The organism is Citrobacter gillenii, assembly GCF_013337685.1.
Lineage (GTDB): Bacteria > Pseudomonadota > Gammaproteobacteria > Enterobacterales > Enterobacteriaceae > Citrobacter > Citrobacter gillenii.
In genome coordinates, this window is record NZ_SUQN01000010.1 from 24,537 (window position 1) to 41,217 (window position 16,681).

Sequence of the window (16,681 nt, forward strand, 5' to 3'; positions counted from 1 at the left end):
TTAGATACTGCGTAAAGTTGCAAACAGTGATGCCCACTCACTCTTCGCGCGATAGAAGACCGGAGGTTTGCCAATAGGCGCATCAACGGTAATTTCGCCACCTTGGTAAGTTTCCCCGGTCCAGAGGTTGACCCAGCTGTCCTCTGGCAGATACAGCGTCCAGTCGCGCTTACCCTGTTCGTGAACCGGCGCAACCAGTAGATCCTGACCCAGTAGGTACTGGTATTTCAGGGTGTAGGTGGTGGCATCGTCTTCATAATGCAGGAACAGCGGGCGCATCACCGGCAGTCCGGTGGCGCTGTTTTGCGCGACGGCCTGCTTCAGATACGGTTTCAGGGTGGTGAACACGGTAGTCATGCGGGCAAAATGGGCGATGGTTTCTGCATCACCATCAAACTGCCAGTTATCGCCCGGACGGTTGCCTTCGTGGGTCCGCATCATTGGTGTGAAGGCGCTGAAGTCGCACCAGCGCAGCAGCAGCTCTTTCGTGCGCTTCATCTCAAACAGGGTGGTATAACCGCCGATATCGCTGTGGTGCAGGCCGTGACCGGTCATTGCCAGCGAAAGTGCGGCAGGCACGACCGAGGCCAGACCATCGTCGAGACTCCAGTCAACGTTTTGGTCGCCTGCCCACATCATGGTGGAGTACTTCTGGCTGCCGGTGTAACCCGCACGCATAAAGAACAGGATCTCGCCGAGCTTGCCGGTTTCCTGTAACGCTTCGTAGTTACACTTCGCCCACAGTGCAGGCCAGGCGTTATGCATGATCTCGGCGCTGACGCCGTTGTGCAGATACGTATCGGTCGGCAGATATTCGCCAAAATCCGCCATCCAGCCGCCACAGCCGAGCTCAATCATGTTCTTTTTGATGACGTCTTTGAACCAGTCGTAGGCTTCCGGGTTGGTCAGATCGACCACGCCGCCGTAGAACTCGCCGAACTCAACCAGATAGTCACCGCCAGCGGTGTTTTTTGCCAGATAGCCGCGAGCCGCCGCTTCCGCGCAGAGGTCTTTATCGCTGGCAACGTACGGATTGATATACGAGAGGAACTGTACGCCTTCTTCTTTCCACTGTTTAATGCGGCTATCCAGCTGTGGATAGTTGTCGCTGTTCCACTTCCAGTTCCACATCACGCGTTTGCCAAACGAGGTCATACGGATCCCGGACCAGTCCTGCGCCCAGATGCCATTCACCTTCACGCCCGCATTACGCATGGTGTCCAGTTTGTTCTGGCAAACCTCGGTGCCGCCCTGAATACCCAGCGTGACGCCGTCGTAAATCCAGTCCGGCAGTGCCGGCTGGCGGCCTAACAGCGCGGTCAGTTTTTCCAGCAGGGCGATATACGTGTCGGCGCACTCAAAGCGCAGGGTGGTTTTGTCTTCCCACAGCGCCAGCTCGTGATATTCCGGCGCGCTAAAGTCGAAATTCATGTAGCAGCTGTTATCAACGTGGCAGTAGTACTTTTGCGTGCTGACGAAGGTCGGCTGTGGGAAGAAAGTCCAGTAATAGTCGCCGCCGGCGTTCTCTTTGCAGTCTGCCTGCCAGGTCACGTAGCTGTTCTTGTTGCGGCCCACGCCTTGTTCACTGGTCCACAGCGGGAACGGTTTACCGCGTAAATCAAAGTAAGAAAATTGCTCGCCGCAGCCGTAGATATGATCTTTCGGATTGGCGGCCAGACGTAACCAGATGCGATTGTGGCTGAGATCGTCGTTTTGCAGATCCAGCTTCAGTCGGCCCTGTTCATCGGTGGAGATGTGCAGGCTGGCCGCGATGGCGCCGCCGCGGCTGAAATGTACCCGCCAGCCATCAAGTGATTCGCTGACCGTCGCCTCCGTGAGGGCAATCTTCTCATTGAGTTTGTCTTTAATGCTGAAGTTGCCGCGGAACATCTCAATGTCGGCAACGCCTGCGCCGATCCACAGACAAGGGGTTTGCGAGGTATGGCGCAGAATCAGGCGCTGATGGTACGTAAGCGCAAAGCCATCCTGTAACGTGGTGATTTCTAATGCGGTTGACCGTTGTTGTAGCGAATTCATTATCGTCTCCGTAAACATAGGGTAATTCGGTAATTTGTCGGAAATCTGTTATTCACTGCCGATTAAAAAATTCAGTTGGTGTTTTTCTCCGGGCGCGAGATGAATCAGGCTAATCCCAGAATTAAAGGCGTCGGGCGGGCAGGTCATGGGTTCTACTGCCAGGCCACACCTTGCTAATTTCTCGCCGGTATACACCTGCAGCCAGGGCTGGTGGCTGCGTAAAAAGGTGGACATATTTTGCGAGCGGCTGGTCATTCTGACTTCCCATCCCGCGTCGGGTGACAGGGGCCTAAACGTATGATCAATTACGGTTTGCGCGAGTAAATGCGGCGTAGTGAAATCCCGTTCATCACACCTTTCTTCGCTCGCCGGCAGTGTTAATTCACAGCTGTCGATGTGTTGTAGATTGCAGGTCAAATAGGGGTGCGCTCCTGCACCATAAGGCGCCGTGTCCTCGCCCACATTCTGCGTACAAATAGAAACGTGCAGCCCGTTGGTAGTATCCAGCCGGTAAATTACCTCTGATACCAGTGCAAACGGGTAGCCATATGAGGGCGGCAGAAAAATTGTCAGCGACACTTCCGATGCCGACTGCTGGTTAATCTGCCAATCCCGCCAGGCTAAAAGGCCATGAATCGCGCTCTGCGAAGCAAGGTCGTTGACGGCAAGCTGCAATCTCTTGCCGTTATGCTGATAGCAGCCGTTTGCCACGCGATTAGGCCACGGGATAAGCACTTTCCCCAGATGTGCCAACGGCATCTCTTCCGGCTTATGTGGGACGACAATATGGCGTCCGTGGTACGTCAGTTCCGCCAGCCCAGCGCCAACCGTCACGATTTTTGCCTGGTAATGACCCGCCCGAAGATGAACGGTTTTTCCGCCGCTATGCATGGCTGCTATCCTTATGACCTATTTTGCGTTGATATCCAGAAGACCGGCAGCAACCGCTGGAGCAAGTCCCGGAGCCAGTGGCAGGCGTGGGATCACCAGACAATGCAGCAGGTGATAAATATCCTGCTTGCCGTCCCAGACTTTGGTGGTCACCTTGTTATCGGTGTCCAGTTCCTGCCACCATGAGCCGGTCTCGTAATCCATCAGATAGGTGATGCAGTAATCCCACCACGTCTGGTACCAGGTTTCGTACTGGCTCTCGCCAGTGAGGGTATACAGGGCGTAGGCGGTGCCCATGGCTTCGACTATCGGCCAGCGCACTCTTTCGCGGACGATCGGTTTGCCGTCCCAGTCCACTGAGTAAACAAAGCCGTCAGCGCCATCGGGAGCCCAGGCATCGCGGATGGTGGCGTGGAACAGACCTTTAGCATCTTCCAGCAGCCAGGCGGGTGGCGTTTCGAAGCGCGCTTCCAGCGCGGCATGCAGATGCAGCATCAGGCGGCCCCACTCAATCCAGTGGCCCGGTGTACCGCCGTAGGCGCGAAAGCGGTGAGCAGGGTTGTCTTTGTTGTAATCGCGAATCGGGTTCCACTGCGAATCGAAATGTTCGTTGACCCGATACTCGCCGCTGCGGGCCACGTCGTGAATAATCACCGACGCGATGCGCAGCGCCCGATCCAGCCATTTACGGTCGTGGGTGACGTCGTAAACGATCAGGAAGGCTTCAACTGCGTGCATGTTGGCGTTGCCGCCGCGATAATCTTCCGTCTGGCTGAAGGCTTCGTCCCAGGACTCCAGGCACATCTGCTCATCTTCACTCCAGAAGTATTTTTCAATCACTTCGATGGCGTCATCGAGCAGCTGTCGGGCCTGCGGATGACCGGTAGTGACGGCGCTTGCCGCGCCAAGCAACACAAAGAAATGCTGATAGCCCTGCTTGGAGGCATCCATCACGCCTTCGTCATTGACGCAGGCGTACCAGCCGCCGTAGCGTTTGTCGCGCAGTGCGCCGTTCAGGGCGTTAATCCCGTGACTGACCAACTGATATGCGCCGGGGCGACCCATGGACGCGGCAACGGAATAGACGTGCAGCATGCGGGCGGTGATCCACAAATGCGTTCCCATATCTGCTCTGACCAGGCCACTGTTTCCCAGCCAGCCAAATCCGGTCGGTACCGCCGCGTTCTTGCCAAAGTTAAAGATGCGGTCGGTTTCCTGCTCCAGCCAGCGGTTGTGGCTCAAGGTGTTAAACCATTTCATTCTTCGATCCTCGTATTAACGGCGGCGGGCCATCATTTCATCGACGATATCGCCCAGACGCTGCAACTTCGGTGCAGAAACATCGCGCAGCATCAGTTCGGTATCCGGTAATCCCACAACCGATGACCAGACCGCGCGCCCGGCCAGGAAGCCGGATGCTCCTGCGGTCATGGCCACGCTGACCGCGCGAGGGAACAGTTTTTCATCCACACCGGAGGAAAGAATGACCCACGGCATATTGATGTTTTCATTCAGCCGCTGTGATGCAGTGAGAAGCTCTTGCTGAGAGCCTTTACCGTAGAGCGGCATTTCGACTTTGTAGAGATCGGCACCGCTGTCACCCAGCTCTTTAGCGGCATCGATAATGGCCTGCTCGCGATCGAACTTATCGCCGCGACGCGGCGGACGTACGACCGGTTCGATAATGCTCAGCAAGCCACTGGAGTGGCACATCTCATTAAATTCTTTCACCATATCCAGACGCTGCTGGGCATCTTCATCGCTACGCCACAGCACCAGCAGTTTTAACGCCTTGGCGCCGTCTTGCTTAACGGCCTGCGGATCGATACTTTTATCAATCACTACGCTATCAACAGGAATGCCGTTGCCCGGAATAAACGCATCGGCGGCAACAATCATGGCGCAGCTTTTGGCTACCGCGTTTTGCTCCACCACCTGGCGGTAACAGAATTGCTGATCGACCAGAATGGCCGAGGCATAAGGAGAAAGGATTTTTGCCGCATTCACTTTGAAATCGGTCAGCACGCTGTCGCTGACCGGGGATTTCGCACCCGCAGCGGCAAACATTAAGCGCATGGCTTCACGCTGGTCGACGGCCAGCATGGCAAAACCACCGGATGCGCGCGTGATATCTTTGATGGTGTAATTGTTCATTCAATTTTCCTTTATACAGTCGTTACATTTTTACTTTGGCAGTTAGTCCGGCGCTGTTGCGCACCTGCTCAAGAATGGCGGTCCAGTCTTCACGACCACGACCGGCGGCGCGCGCCTGGTTATAAACCTCGCGGGAGGCGGCACCCAGCGGCATCGGCACATGCAACTGATTGGCAACATCCAGCGCGATACCAAGATCTTTGTGGGCCAGCTCGATCATGAAGGCCGGGGAAAGATCGCCTTTCAGCACTTTGTTAGGCCAGGAGGTGGTGAAGTGGCCTTTTCCGGCGGGGGTCCCGCTCATCACTTTCAAGGCCACATCGAAGGAGAGACCGAGTGCCTCGCACAGCACGGCGGCTTCGGCAGACAGCGCATTCAGCGCAATGCTCATATAGTTGTTGATAAGCTTCACGCGGATGCCCATGCCCGGCCCGCCTGCGTTAATCAGTTCGCTGCCCATCGCCATCAGCACTGGTGTGGCGCGTTCGACTTGTTCTGCCGTACCACCCGCCAGCAGCAGCAATGTCCCCGCGACCGCGTGATCGGAAGTGCGTCCGACCGGACAATCCATCATGCACAAGCCCCTGGCACGCATATCGGTAATCAGCTTGTCGGTTTGCAGTGGATGAATGGTCGACATATCAATCACCAGCGCCTGCGGGGAAAGGCTTTCACAAACGCCTTGTTCACCGAATAAAACGCCGCGTACCAGATCGCCGTTTGGCAGCATGGTGATGACAAACTCTGCGTCTTTTGCGGCCTGAGCTGGCGTGCTGGCAGGCTGTGCGCCTTGTGTTACCAAGCGCTGAACAGCATCCGGGTTAACGTCAAAGACGCTGAGCTGATGGCCCTGCTTCAGCAAGTTGCTCGCCATTGGTGAACCCATCTGACCTAATCCGATAAATGCTATAACTGCCATAACCTTCTCCTGAGATGTGGATGTCATTTTTTGTCATTTAAAATTGGTCTTTTCTGTCTATTTTTGATCGTATTTGTAATTTATGGTCAAAAAATTGACAGCCGTCACTTTTTAAACATTTTGTGAAATTAAAATGATCCCATCCAAAACATTTGAGGAATGACCATGATTCGTATTGCTTGTGTGGGTATTGCCGTGATGGATCGCATCTATTACGTAGAAGGCTTACCGACTGAAGGGGGGAAATATGTGGCGAAGCGCTATACGGAAGTGGGGGGAGGGCCTGCCGCAACGGCGGCAGTGGCTGCGGCGAAGTTGGGCGCGCAGGTGGACTTTATTGGCCGTGTGGGCGATGACGACACCGGAAATAGCTTGCTGGCGGAGCTTGAATCCCTGGGGGTAAATACCCGCTACACCCGGCGCTATACGGGAGCAAACTCTTCGCAATCGGCAATCATGGTTGATGCGAAAGGGGAGCGGATTATCGTCAACTACCCCAGCCCGGACTTACTGCCGGATGCCGACTGGTTGAATGCGATTGATTTTTCACAGTGGGACGTGGTGCTGGCAGATGTTCGCTGGCACGAAGGGGCAAAGCAGGCATTTACCCTCGCGCGTCGGGCTGGAGTGATAACCGTGCTGGATGGTGATGTTACGCCGCAGGACATTAGCGAGCTGGTGGCGTTAAGCGATCATGCTGCTTTCTCTGAACCGGGACTGGCGCGCCTGACCGGGACAGAAGAATCGGAGGCTGGTCTGAAAAAAGCACAAGCGCTCACAAATGGACATGTTTATGTGACGCGAGGTGGGGAAGGCTGTGACTGGATAAAAAATAATGTGTTACAGCATCAACCTGGATTTGCCGTGGATGTGGTTGATACTACCGGTGCAGGAGATGTTTTCCACGGTGCGCTGGCCTTCAGTCTGGCTTCTGGCTGCGCCCAGGAAGATGCCGTCAAGTTTGCCAGCGGGGTTGCGGCACTGAAGTGTACGCGCCCAGGAGGGCGTGCGGGTATCCCTGACTGTGATCAAACCCGATCTTTTCTGTCACTTTTTGTATAAAATGCCAGGGCAATGGTTTTTCGAGGAAATTTCATGAGTCTTACCGAACTGACCGGTAACCCGCGGCACGATCAGCTGCTGATGCTGATTAGCGAGCGCGGTTATATGAATATTGACGAGCTGGCCAGCCTGCTGGATGTTTCCACGCAGACCGTGCGCCGTGATATTCGTAAACTAAGCGAACAGGGATTGATTACGCGTCACCACGGCGGGGCAGGCAGAGCGTCGAGCGTGGTCAATACGGCGTTCGAGCAGCGTGAAGTCTCCTGGACGGAAGAGAAAAAAGCCATCGCAGAAGCGGTGGCTGACTATATTCCAGATGGTTCAACGGTGTTTATTACCATCGGTACCACCGTTGAACAGGTGGCGCGGGCGCTGTTAAACCATAACCATTTGCGCATTATCACCAACAGTCTGCGGGTGGCGCATATTCTGTATAACAATCCGCGCTTCGAGGTGATGGTGCCCGGCGGGACGCTGCGCCCGCACAACAGCGGGATTATCGGCCCTTCAGCCACCGCGTTTGTGGCTGATTTTCGGGCAGATTATCTGGTGACCAGCGTCGGGGCGATAGAAAACGATGGCGCGCTGCTGGAATTTGATGTCAACGAAGCCAGCGTGGTGAAAACGATGATGGCCCATTCGCGGCATATTCTGCTGGCTGCCGATCATACGAAATACACGGCTTCCGCAGCGGTAGAGATTGGTAATGTGTCTCAGGTGACGGCGTTGTTTACCGATGAGTATCCCGGTCCGGCATTGCACAACTTGCTCCAGTCGCAGCAGGTGGAAATTGTGCAGGTGAGTCCCTCCCAGGATGACGCTCTGGCAATGTAATCCCCTCTAGTGGTGACTCGGAAACGTCAAAGCCATCACGCACGCATAGTCAAACTTCTCCTTTCCCGCTACAGTTATTCATCCATGGCGAGTAAGGAGAAGGACATGCTCTATATCTTTGATTTGGGTAATGTGATTGTCGATATCGACTTCAATCGCGTGTTAGGCACATGGAGCGATCTGAGCCGTGTCCCGCTGGCTTCGCTAAAGCAAAGTTTCACCATGGGGGAGGCTTTTCGCCAACATGAGCGGGGTGAAATAACCGATGAGGCGTTTGCCGAGGCGCTGTGTCACGACATGGCGCTGCCGTTGAGTTACGAACAGTTTTCCCATGGCTGGCAGGCCGTTTTTGTTGCGCTACGCCCCGACGTCATCGACATCATGCATAAACTGCGTGAGCAGGGGCATCGTGTCGTGGTGCTGTCGAATACCAACCACCTGCATACGACATTTTGGCCGGATGAGTACCCAGAAGTTCGCCAGGCTGCGGACCATATCTATCTTTCCCAGGAACTCGGCATGCGTAAACCCGAAGCGCGGATTTACCAGCATGTTCTGCAGTCCGAAGGTTTTTCTGCCGCAGATACGGTCTTTTTTGATGATAACGCCGATAATATTGAAGGGGCTAACCAGTTAGGGATCACCAGCATCCTGGTCGTTGATAAAACGACCATACCTGACTATTTCGCGACGGTGTTATGCTAAAAAACGTGCATCAAAAAGCCAGGCACCATACGCGTCCTGTACGGGCCTGGCTGAAGTTATTATGGCAACGCATTGATGAGGACAACATGACGACACTGGCGGGCAACCTGGCTTACGTCTCGTTGCTTTCGTTAGTGCCGCTTATCGCCGTTGTTTTTGCGCTTTTCGCCGCATTTCCCATGTTTTCCGACGTCAGCATTCAGCTGCGACATTTTATATTCGCTAATTTTATTCCGGCCACCGGCGATGTTATTCAGCGCTATATCGAACAGTTTGTCGCGAACTCGAACAAAATGACCGCCGTCGGCGCATGTGGGCTGATTGTGACGGCTCTGTTGCTGATGTATGCCATCGACAGCGCACTGAATACCATTTGGCGCAGCAAACGCACCCGGCCCAAAGTGTATTCGTTTGCGGTGTACTGGATGATTTTAACGCTGGGCCCGTTGTTGGCGGGTGCCAGTCTGGCGATCAGCTCTTATCTTTTGTCCCTGCGCTGGGCCAGCGATCTCAATACCGTTATTGATAACGTCCTGAGGGTATTGCCGCTGGTGCTCTCCTGGCTCTCATTCTGGCTGCTGTACAGCATTGTACCTACCACACGCGTACCCAATCGTGATGCGGTGATCGGCGCTTTTGTCGCCGCGGTGCTGTTCGAAGCTGGGAAGAAAGGATTTGCACTCTATATCACGATGTTTCCGTCTTATCAGTTGATCTACGGCGTGCTGGCGGTGATCCCCATTTTATTCGTCTGGGTATACTGGACGTGGTGTATCGTCTTGCTAGGCGCGGAAATAACTGTCACTCTCGGTGAATACCGCAAACTCAAACAAGCCGCAGAACAAGAAGAAGCAGAATAAATATGATTGCATTGATTCAGCGCGTAACCCGTGCCAGCGTCACCGTGGAGGATGAGGTGACGGGTGAAATTGGCCCAGGACTTTTAGTCTTATTAGGTGTCGAAAGGGATGATGACGAACAGAAAGCAAACCGCCTTTGCGAGCGCGTGCTCGGCTATCGAATTTTTAGCGATGCCGAAGGTAAGATGAACCTGAACGTACAACAGGCGGGTGGCAGCGTGCTGGTGGTCTCACAGTTTACGCTGGCGGCAGATACCGAACGGGGCATGCGCCCGGGCTTCTCAAAGGGCGCTGCGCCCGATCGTGCAGAAGCGTTATATGAATACTTTGTTGAGCGCTGTCGCCAACAGGAGATGAATACGCAAACCGGACGATTCGCTGCGGATATGCAGGTTTCACTGGTTAATGATGGCCCCGTGACGTTCTGGTTACAGGTATGAATCAGCTTCCGGCGTGGTCGCGGGTAACAAGAGAGAATACAACTATGTATCACCTTCGAGTGCCGCAAACAGAAGAAGAATTGGCGCGTTACTACCAGTTTCGCTGGGAGATGTTGCGTAAACCACTGCATCAGCCAAAAGGCTCCGAGCGGGATGCCTGGGATGCGATGGCGCACCACCAGATGGTGGTGGATGAAGAGGGTAATCTGGTTGCGGTTGGGCGTTTGTACATCAATGCGGATAACGAAGCCTCCATACGCTTTATGGCTGTAGACCCGTCCGTGCAGGAGAAGGGCTTAGGCACGCTGATGGCGATGACCCTGGAATCTGTGGCGCGTCAGGAAGGGGTCAAGCGCGTAACCTGTAGCGCCCGTGAAGATGCGGTCGAATTTTTTGCCAAGCTGGGTTTTGTGAGCCAGGGTGAAATCACCACGCCGCAAACCACGCCGGTACGCCACTTTTTGATGATCAAGCCCATTGCCACACTGGATGATATTCTTCATCGCGGTGACTGGTGTGGACAGCTTCAGCAAGCCTGGTACGAACATATTCCGCTGAGCGAGAAAATGGGCGTGCGTATTCAGCAGTATACCGGGCAAAAATTCATTACCACGATGCCCGAAACCGGCAATCAAAACCCGCACCATACCCTGTTTGCCGGAAGCCTGTTTTCTCTGGCTACGTTAACCGGTTGGGGGCTGATCTGGCTAATGCTGCGCGAGCGCCATTTGGGCGGAACGATTATCCTCGCCGATGCACATATCCGCTACAGCAGACCGATCACCGGCAAGCCGACGGCCATTGCCGATCTGGGTTCGCTGAGTGGCGATCTTGACCGTCTGGCGAGAGGCCGTAAGGCGCGTGTCCAGATGCAGGTAGAGGTCTTTGGCGATGATGCGGCAGGTGTGGTGTTTGAAGGCACCTACATTGTGCTACCCGCAAAACCATTTGGTGCCTACGAAGAAGGTGGAAACGAAGAGGAGTAGGGGCAAATCCCTGTTTTTCATTCTACCCCGTTCGCTATTGCTAACGATCCCAGACGTGTTATTCAGGCATTAAGCGTCTAAAGGACAACCCGGCAGCGTGAAATGCTCACCGGGTTGTGAGTAGACTTACTCCCCTTCACCCGGGAACAGGAACGGGTTGATGGAGCTGCGGGCAAAGCCCTCTTGCTCCATGTGCGCGTCCAGCATCAGCGAGGCGAGGTCGTCGGCAACGGCTTCGACATTGGGGTCTTTTTCCTGATACAGAATCTTCAGGTAAGTCCCGCAGTCGCCGCAGCTTTCAGCTTTAATCGCAGACTGTTCGTTATCCAGTGACCAGTAGTTCAAATCACGGCTTTGCTCGCAGTTGCTGCACTTCACGCGCACCACGTGCCACTCGGTTTCACACAGGTTGCAGTGCAGATAGCGCAGCCCCTGAGTGGTACCGATTTGCACCATGCTGGAGACTGGCATCGAACCGCACACCGGGCAGAACTGGCGCTGTTCACCGTATTCCGCTCGGGCTTTGCCGGGGATCAGGCTGGCCATTTGTGCCCAGTAGAGCGACAGCGCGGCCCAGATGAACGGCGCTTTATCACTGCTGACCGACGCAAAATCAGAAGCAAACAGCGCGCTGGCCATCAGTTCCAGCTCTTGCTCGGAGGCTTTTTCCAGATTCTCGATCACCGCTAACGCAGGGCCGCTCATTTCTGGTTTCAGCTCAGCAATTAACGATTGCAGCAGTTTTTGCCAGTGCTTATCGCGTGGCAGAACGTGGATATCCAGCGGCGGTTTGCCCTGATCGTTCGCTTCTTTGATGCGCGCGGTCAGGTCCATCTGCAGCGGATGGTCGTACAGCACCACTTCCTGCGCATGAGCGATCAGCGCAGCAAAGCGCAGATAATCACCCAACGGGTTGTTTTCGGCCAGCTCGCGCAGACGCTCAGCACGGCGGTTATACAAATTTTTGAGTCTGGGGAACAATAACGGCGGAATCATATCCGCCGTGCGTTTCTCGCTCGAACCCAGCTCATCTTGCGGGATTATGCGAATACTCATTCAGATGACTTTTCCTGTTTCTGGCGGACTTCACGGTACCAGCGTGGGTGATGTTTCTTCGCCCATGAGCTGGTGACCCATCCTTCCACCATCGCGGTAATGGTGCCTTTCACCCAAAGGGCGGCGTAAATGTGCACCATGATAACCACAATTAACGCTACTGCGGCAAATGAATGCAGCATTAACGCGAATCGGATCACCGGGATTGAGAAAGCAGGCGCAAAATACGGGCGCCAGATGATCACTCCGCTCACCAGCAACAGGACCAGGAAGATAATCGCCGCCCAGAATACGCATTTCTGGCCGAAGTTATAACGTCCCGTGTCACCTACTTCCTCGTTGACGACGATCTTACGAATATTCTTCGCCCAAAAGATATCATCCCGATTGATTAGATTGTGGTGCCAGTAACGGAAAAACATGATGATAAACGAGGCAAACATAATCACGCCGACAAACGGGTGCAGAATTCGCGCCAGCTGCGGGGTGCCCATGATTTGCATCAGCCAGTTGAAGGATGGGAAGAAAAAGCCCAGCCCGCTTATCGCCGCCAACATGAAGCAGAAGGCGGTGACCCAGTGGTTGATGCGTTCCGGCGCTGTATAGCGCACGATGGTGTCACGTCGTTTCATTTGCGCACCTCGTCTTTTTCTTCATGCAGATTGTCTTCTTCCTCTTCCGCACGGTTCGGACCGACGCCGACGTAGTGGAAGATGCTGGCCGCAAATGTCGCTGCAAAGCCGACCGCTGCGAGGGGTTTCCAGATGCCTTTCCAGAACTTCACGGTGGCGCTGATTTCCGGGTTTTCCGGCAGGCCATGGTACAGATTCGGCTTGTCGGCATGATGCAAAACGTACATAACGTGCGTACCGCCAACGCCTATCGGATCGTACAGTCCGGCGTTATCGTAGCCACGGGTCTTCAGCTCTGCCACGCGCTCGCCTGCCAGCGTTTTCATCGACTCTTTGGTGCCGAAATGAATCGCGCCGGTTGGGCAGGTTTTCACGCAGGCCGGTTCTTGTCCTACCACAACACGGTCAACGCACAGCGTACATTTATAGACGCGATTGTCTTCCGGGTTGAGGCGCGGCACGTCGAACGGACAGCCTGCAATGCAGTAGCCGCAGCCAATGCACTGCTCGGACTGGAAGTCGACAATGCCGTTGGCATACTGAATGATTGCCCCTTCCGCCGGACACGCCTTCAGGCAGCCCGGATCGGCACAGTGCATGCAGCCATCCTTGCGGATCAGCCACTCCAGTTTGTCGTCTTGTTCCACTTCCGAGAAGCGCATCACCGTCCAGGATTTGGCGGTCAAATCGGCGGGGTTGTCGTACACCCCAACGTTGCTGCCGATTTCATCGCGGATATCGTTCCACTCTGAGCAGGCCACCTGACAGGCTTTACAACCGATGCAGGTGGTGACGTCGATGAGCTTGGCCACTTCCTCCTGGTGATCCCGCGCCTGAGGCGCGGGGGTGAAACCGTTAGTGGCGGATCGACGAATGATGTCTTGCGATTGATAAGCCATAGGTCGTCTCCGTTACACCTTTTCCACGTTCACGAGGAAGGACTTAAATTCCGGCGTCTGCGTGTTCGCATCACCGACGAATGGCGTTAACGTGTTAGCGATAAAGCCTTTTTTCGCCACACCTTCGTAGCCCCAGTGGATCGGAATACCGATGGTGTCGATATCCTGACCGTTGGCCTTCAGCGTGCGAATACGTTTGGTCACCACCGCTTTGGCTTTGATGTAGCCGCGGTTAGAAGAGACCTTAACGGTATCGCCGTGGGAGATGCCGAGCTTGTTCGCCAGCTTCTCGCCAATTTCCACAAACTGTTCCGGCTGAGCGATGGCGTTTAGCAGCGCGTGCTTGGTCCAGTAGTGGAAGTGCTCGGTCAGACGGTAGGTCGTCCCGACGTACGGGAACTTATCCGCTTTGCCCAGTGCTTCTTCATCGCCTTTAAAGATACGGGCAGCCGGGTTAGAGATAACGTTCGGATGCAGCGGGTTGGTGCCCAGCGGCGTTTCAAACGGCTCGTAGTGTTCCGGGAACGGCCCTTCCGCCATCTTATCGATAGCAAACAGGCGTCCCATCCCTTCGGGCTGCATGATAAACGGCCCGACGTTGCTGCCCGGTGCGGCGGCGCTGTAGTCCGGAATATCCATCCCGCTCCATTTCGCCCCATCCCATTTCAGGATCTGACGTTTTGGATCCCACGGATTCCCCTGCGGGTCAGCGGAGGCGCGGTTATACAGAATGCGGCGGTTGAGCGGCCATGCCCATGCCCAGCCCAGCGTATTGCCCAGGCCCGACGGATCGGCGTTATCACGACGCGCCATCTGGTTGCCTTCCGGTGTCCAGCTACCGGCAAATATCCAGCAGCCGCTGGAGGTAGTGCCGTCATCGCGCAGTTGGGCAAATGAACTAAGCTGTTGGCCTTTCTTGACGATCACCGCACCGGTTGCTGGGTCGGTGATATCAGCCAGGGCTTTACCGTTGCTCTCCATCGCCACTTCTTCTGAAGCAGGTTCATGCGGCGTGGAGTAGTTCCAGGTCATGCTCAGCACCTGTTCCGGGTTCGCTCCCCCCTGTTCGGCGTACATCTTGCGCATGCGCAGGAAGATACCGGCGAGGATTTCACCGTCGGTGGCGGCAATCCCTGGGGCATCCGCGCCTTTCCAGTGCCACTGCAGCCAGCGTCCGGAGTTAACGATTGAGCCGTTTTCTTCGGCGAAGCAGGTGGACGGCAGACGGAACACTTCGGTCTGGATTTTTGACGGATCCACATCGTTCGACTCACCGTGGTTTTGCCAGAAGGTGGACGTTTCGGTGTTGAGTGGGTCGATAGTCACCAGGAACTTCAGTTTTGACAGTGAAGCCACGACCTTGTTTTTGTTCGGGAATGAGGCGACCGGGTTGAAGCCCTGGCAGATGTAGCCATTCACTTTGCCCTGGTTCATCATCTCGAAGTACTGCAGCACGTCGTACCCTTTATCCCACTTCGGCAGCCAGTCGAAGCCCCAGCTATTTTCCGCTGTCGCTTTATCACCAAAGAAGGCCTTCATCATCGAGACGAAGAATTTCGGGTAGTTGCCCCAGTAGTTTACCTGACCTTCCAGCAACGGTTTTGGCGTGTTGGCCGCAAGGTAAGTTTGCAGGTCGGTTTGCTTTTCGCTTGGCAGCGTCATGTAACCAGGCAGGCTCTGCGACAGCAGGCCTAAGTCAGTCAGACCCTGAATATTGGAGTGACCGCGCAGGGCGTTAACGCCACCGCCTGCCATCCCCATATTGCCGAGCAGAAGCTGGATCATCGCCATGGTGCGAATGTTCTGCGCGCCCACGGAGTGCTGCGTCCAGCCCAGCGCGTACAGGAACGACGCGGTTTTGTCTTTGGCGCTGGTTTCAGCGATGTATTCGCAGACTTTCAGGAAATCAGCCTTCGGCGTACCGCAAATGTTTTCGACAACATCCGGCGTGTAGCGGGAAACGTGCTGTTTCAGCAGATTCCACACGCAGCGCGGGTGTTGCAGCGTAACATCGCGTTTGGCGAAGCCTTTTTCATCCAGCTCGTAGTTCCAGCTGGTTTTATCATACTTGCGTTTGTCCGCGTCATAGCCGGTGAAAAGGCCATCTTCGAAGCCATAATCTTCACGCACAATCAGACTGGCGTTGGTGTAGGCTTCGGTATATTCGCGGTTGAATTTTTCGTTATTCAGCAGGTACAGCAAGACGCCTGACAAGAAGGCAATGTCAGTACCGGAACGAATGGGTGCATAGAAATCTGCCACCGCTGCGGTTCGCGTAAAGCGAGGATCGACCACAATCAGCTTCGCGCCGTTGTGAATTTTGGCTTCCATCGCCCAGCGGAATCCGACCGGGTGAGCTTCAGCGGCGTTACCGCCCATCACCACAACGAGGTTGGCATTTTTAATGTCGACCCAGTGGTTGGTCATCGCACCGCGACCAAATGTTGGAGCAAGACTTGCTACCGTTGGTCCGTGTCAGACGCGCGCCTGGTTGTCGACCGCGAGCATACCCAGCGCGCGGGAGAATTTTTGCGTTAAATAGCCGGTTTCATTACTGGAGGCGGAAGCACACAGCATCCCGGTGGAAAGCCAGCGGTTAACGGTGACGCCTTCGGCGTTCTGCGCAACGTAGTTAGCGTCGCGGTCTTCTTTCATCAGCTTCGCGATGCGGTCAAATGCCTCATCCCAGCTAATTTGTTGCCACTTATCGGAGCCTGGTGCACGGTATTCCGGGAATTTCAGCCGGCTTTCGGAGTGGATGAAATCCACCAGACCAGCCCCTTTCGGGCACAGCGCGCCACGGTTCACCGGATGGTCCGGATCGCCCTCGATATGGAAGATGGATGCTTTGGCGTTTTTCGCACCGTCACCGAGACTGTACATTAACAGTCCACAGCCAACGGAACAGTAAGTGCAGGTGTTACGGGTTTCGCGGGTACGCAGCAGTTTATATTGCCGTGTTTCCGCTAGCGCTACGCCGGGTGCAAAACCCAGTGCCGCTGCCGTGGTGCCTGCCATACCGCCAGCGCAGATCTTAAAGAACTGCCTTCTGCTGACCTGCATGGTTCGCTCCTTGTTTCGACATTGTCACGTTCCCTTCGCGTAGGTGTATCGCGATCGCGAGGGAAGTGGTTGTTATTTTTCTTTGCGGACGGGACCGCAAAGGTCCAGAATTGGGTGAATTTCCCTCCGTCCAGGAGGGA

At 55.0% G+C, this 16,681-nt stretch carries 15 protein-coding genes; 6 read left to right on the forward strand and 9 right to left on the reverse strand.

Annotated elements, in window-relative coordinates:
* Genes FCH32_RS20905 through yihU form a run of 5 tightly spaced genes read right to left on the reverse strand, consistent with a single transcriptional unit; the run spans position 1 to position 6,001 of the window.
* Positions 1–2,037 (reverse strand): alpha-glucosidase, encoded by a 2,037-nt coding sequence (locus tag FCH32_RS20905; RefSeq protein ID WP_174361461.1) that lies wholly within the window; start codon positions 2,035–2,037, stop codon positions 1–3.
* Between the two features lie 48 nt (positions 2,038–2,085).
* Positions 2,086–2,943, reverse strand: coding sequence for an aldose-1-epimerase (locus tag FCH32_RS20910; protein ID WP_117343638.1), 858 nt, complete (start codon positions 2,941–2,943; stop codon positions 2,086–2,088).
* Between the two features lie 3 nt (positions 2,944–2,946).
* A complete protein-coding gene (gene yihS / locus FCH32_RS20915; RefSeq protein ID WP_174361462.1) occupies positions 2,947–4,188 on the reverse strand; it encodes a sulfoquinovose isomerase in 1,242 nt (413 codons plus the stop codon).
* A gap of 15 nt (positions 4,189–4,203) precedes the next feature.
* Entirely contained in the window at positions 4,204–5,082 is an 879-nt protein-coding gene (gene yihT / locus FCH32_RS20920) for a sulfofructosephosphate aldolase (protein ID WP_117343640.1), read from the reverse strand.
* Between the two features lie 22 nt (positions 5,083–5,104).
* Entirely contained in the window at positions 5,105–6,001 is an 897-nt protein-coding gene (yihU, locus tag FCH32_RS20925) for a sulfolactaldehyde 3-reductase (RefSeq protein WP_117343641.1), read from the reverse strand.
* Between the two features lie 165 nt (positions 6,002–6,166).
* Here yihU and FCH32_RS20930 point away from each other — a divergent pair, with 165 nt between their 5' ends.
* The 6 genes from FCH32_RS20930 (at position 6,167) to fabY (ending at position 10,891) form a co-directional block, all read left to right on the forward strand.
* Positions 6,167–7,063, forward strand: a complete 897-nt coding sequence (locus FCH32_RS20930) for a sugar kinase (protein ID WP_174361463.1) — start codon at positions 6,167–6,169, stop codon at positions 7,061–7,063.
* A gap of 33 nt (positions 7,064–7,096) precedes the next feature.
* Positions 7,097–7,900: a DeoR/GlpR family DNA-binding transcription regulator gene (locus FCH32_RS20935; protein ID WP_096758867.1), complete on the forward strand. Its 804-nt coding sequence runs from the start codon at positions 7,097–7,099 to the stop codon at positions 7,898–7,900.
* A 105-nt stretch (positions 7,901–8,005) separates the two neighbouring features.
* Positions 8,006–8,605: a glucose-1-phosphatase gene (yihX, locus tag FCH32_RS20940; protein WP_174361464.1), complete on the forward strand. Its 600-nt coding sequence runs from the start codon at positions 8,006–8,008 to the stop codon at positions 8,603–8,605.
* The gene (locus tag FCH32_RS20945; protein WP_115259810.1) at positions 8,599–9,465 is read left to right on the forward strand and encodes a virulence factor BrkB family protein; all 867 of its coding nucleotides are present in this window, start codon (positions 8,599–8,601) and stop codon (positions 9,463–9,465) included. The genes yihX and FCH32_RS20945 overlap by 7 nt, the downstream gene beginning before the upstream one ends.
* Before the next feature lie 2 nt (positions 9,466–9,467).
* Complete coding sequence (gene dtd, locus FCH32_RS20950; protein WP_096758864.1) at positions 9,468–9,905, forward strand: D-aminoacyl-tRNA deacylase; 438 nt, start codon at positions 9,468–9,470, stop codon at positions 9,903–9,905.
* A gap of 44 nt (positions 9,906–9,949) precedes the next feature.
* On the forward strand, positions 9,950–10,891 hold the full coding sequence (gene fabY / locus FCH32_RS20955) for a fatty acid biosynthesis protein FabY (protein ID WP_153064726.1): 942 nt from the start codon (positions 9,950–9,952) through the stop codon (positions 10,889–10,891).
* A gap of 126 nt (positions 10,892–11,017) precedes the next feature.
* Here fabY and fdhE read toward each other — a convergent pair whose 3' ends face one another.
* Genes fdhE through fdnG form a run of 4 tightly spaced genes read right to left on the reverse strand, consistent with a single transcriptional unit; the run spans position 11,018 to position 16,541 of the window.
* On the reverse strand, positions 11,018–11,947 hold the full coding sequence (fdhE, locus tag FCH32_RS20960) for a formate dehydrogenase accessory protein FdhE (protein ID WP_096758859.1): 930 nt from the start codon (positions 11,945–11,947) through the stop codon (positions 11,018–11,020).
* A complete protein-coding gene (gene fdoI, locus FCH32_RS20965) occupies positions 11,944–12,579 on the reverse strand; it encodes a formate dehydrogenase cytochrome b556 subunit (protein ID WP_096758858.1) in 636 nt (211 codons plus the stop codon). The genes fdhE and fdoI overlap by 4 nt, the downstream gene beginning before the upstream one ends.
* Entirely contained in the window at positions 12,576–13,478 is a 903-nt protein-coding gene (fdoH, locus tag FCH32_RS20970) for a formate dehydrogenase O subunit beta (protein WP_115259809.1), read from the reverse strand. Before fdoH ends, fdoI begins: the two co-directional genes overlap by 4 nt.
* A gap of 12 nt (positions 13,479–13,490) precedes the next feature.
* Positions 13,491–16,541: a formate dehydrogenase-N subunit alpha gene (fdnG, locus tag FCH32_RS20975; RefSeq protein WP_117343643.1), complete on the reverse strand. Its 3,051-nt coding sequence runs from the start codon at positions 16,539–16,541 to the stop codon at positions 13,491–13,493.
* Positions 16,542–16,681: the final 140 nt, after the last annotated feature.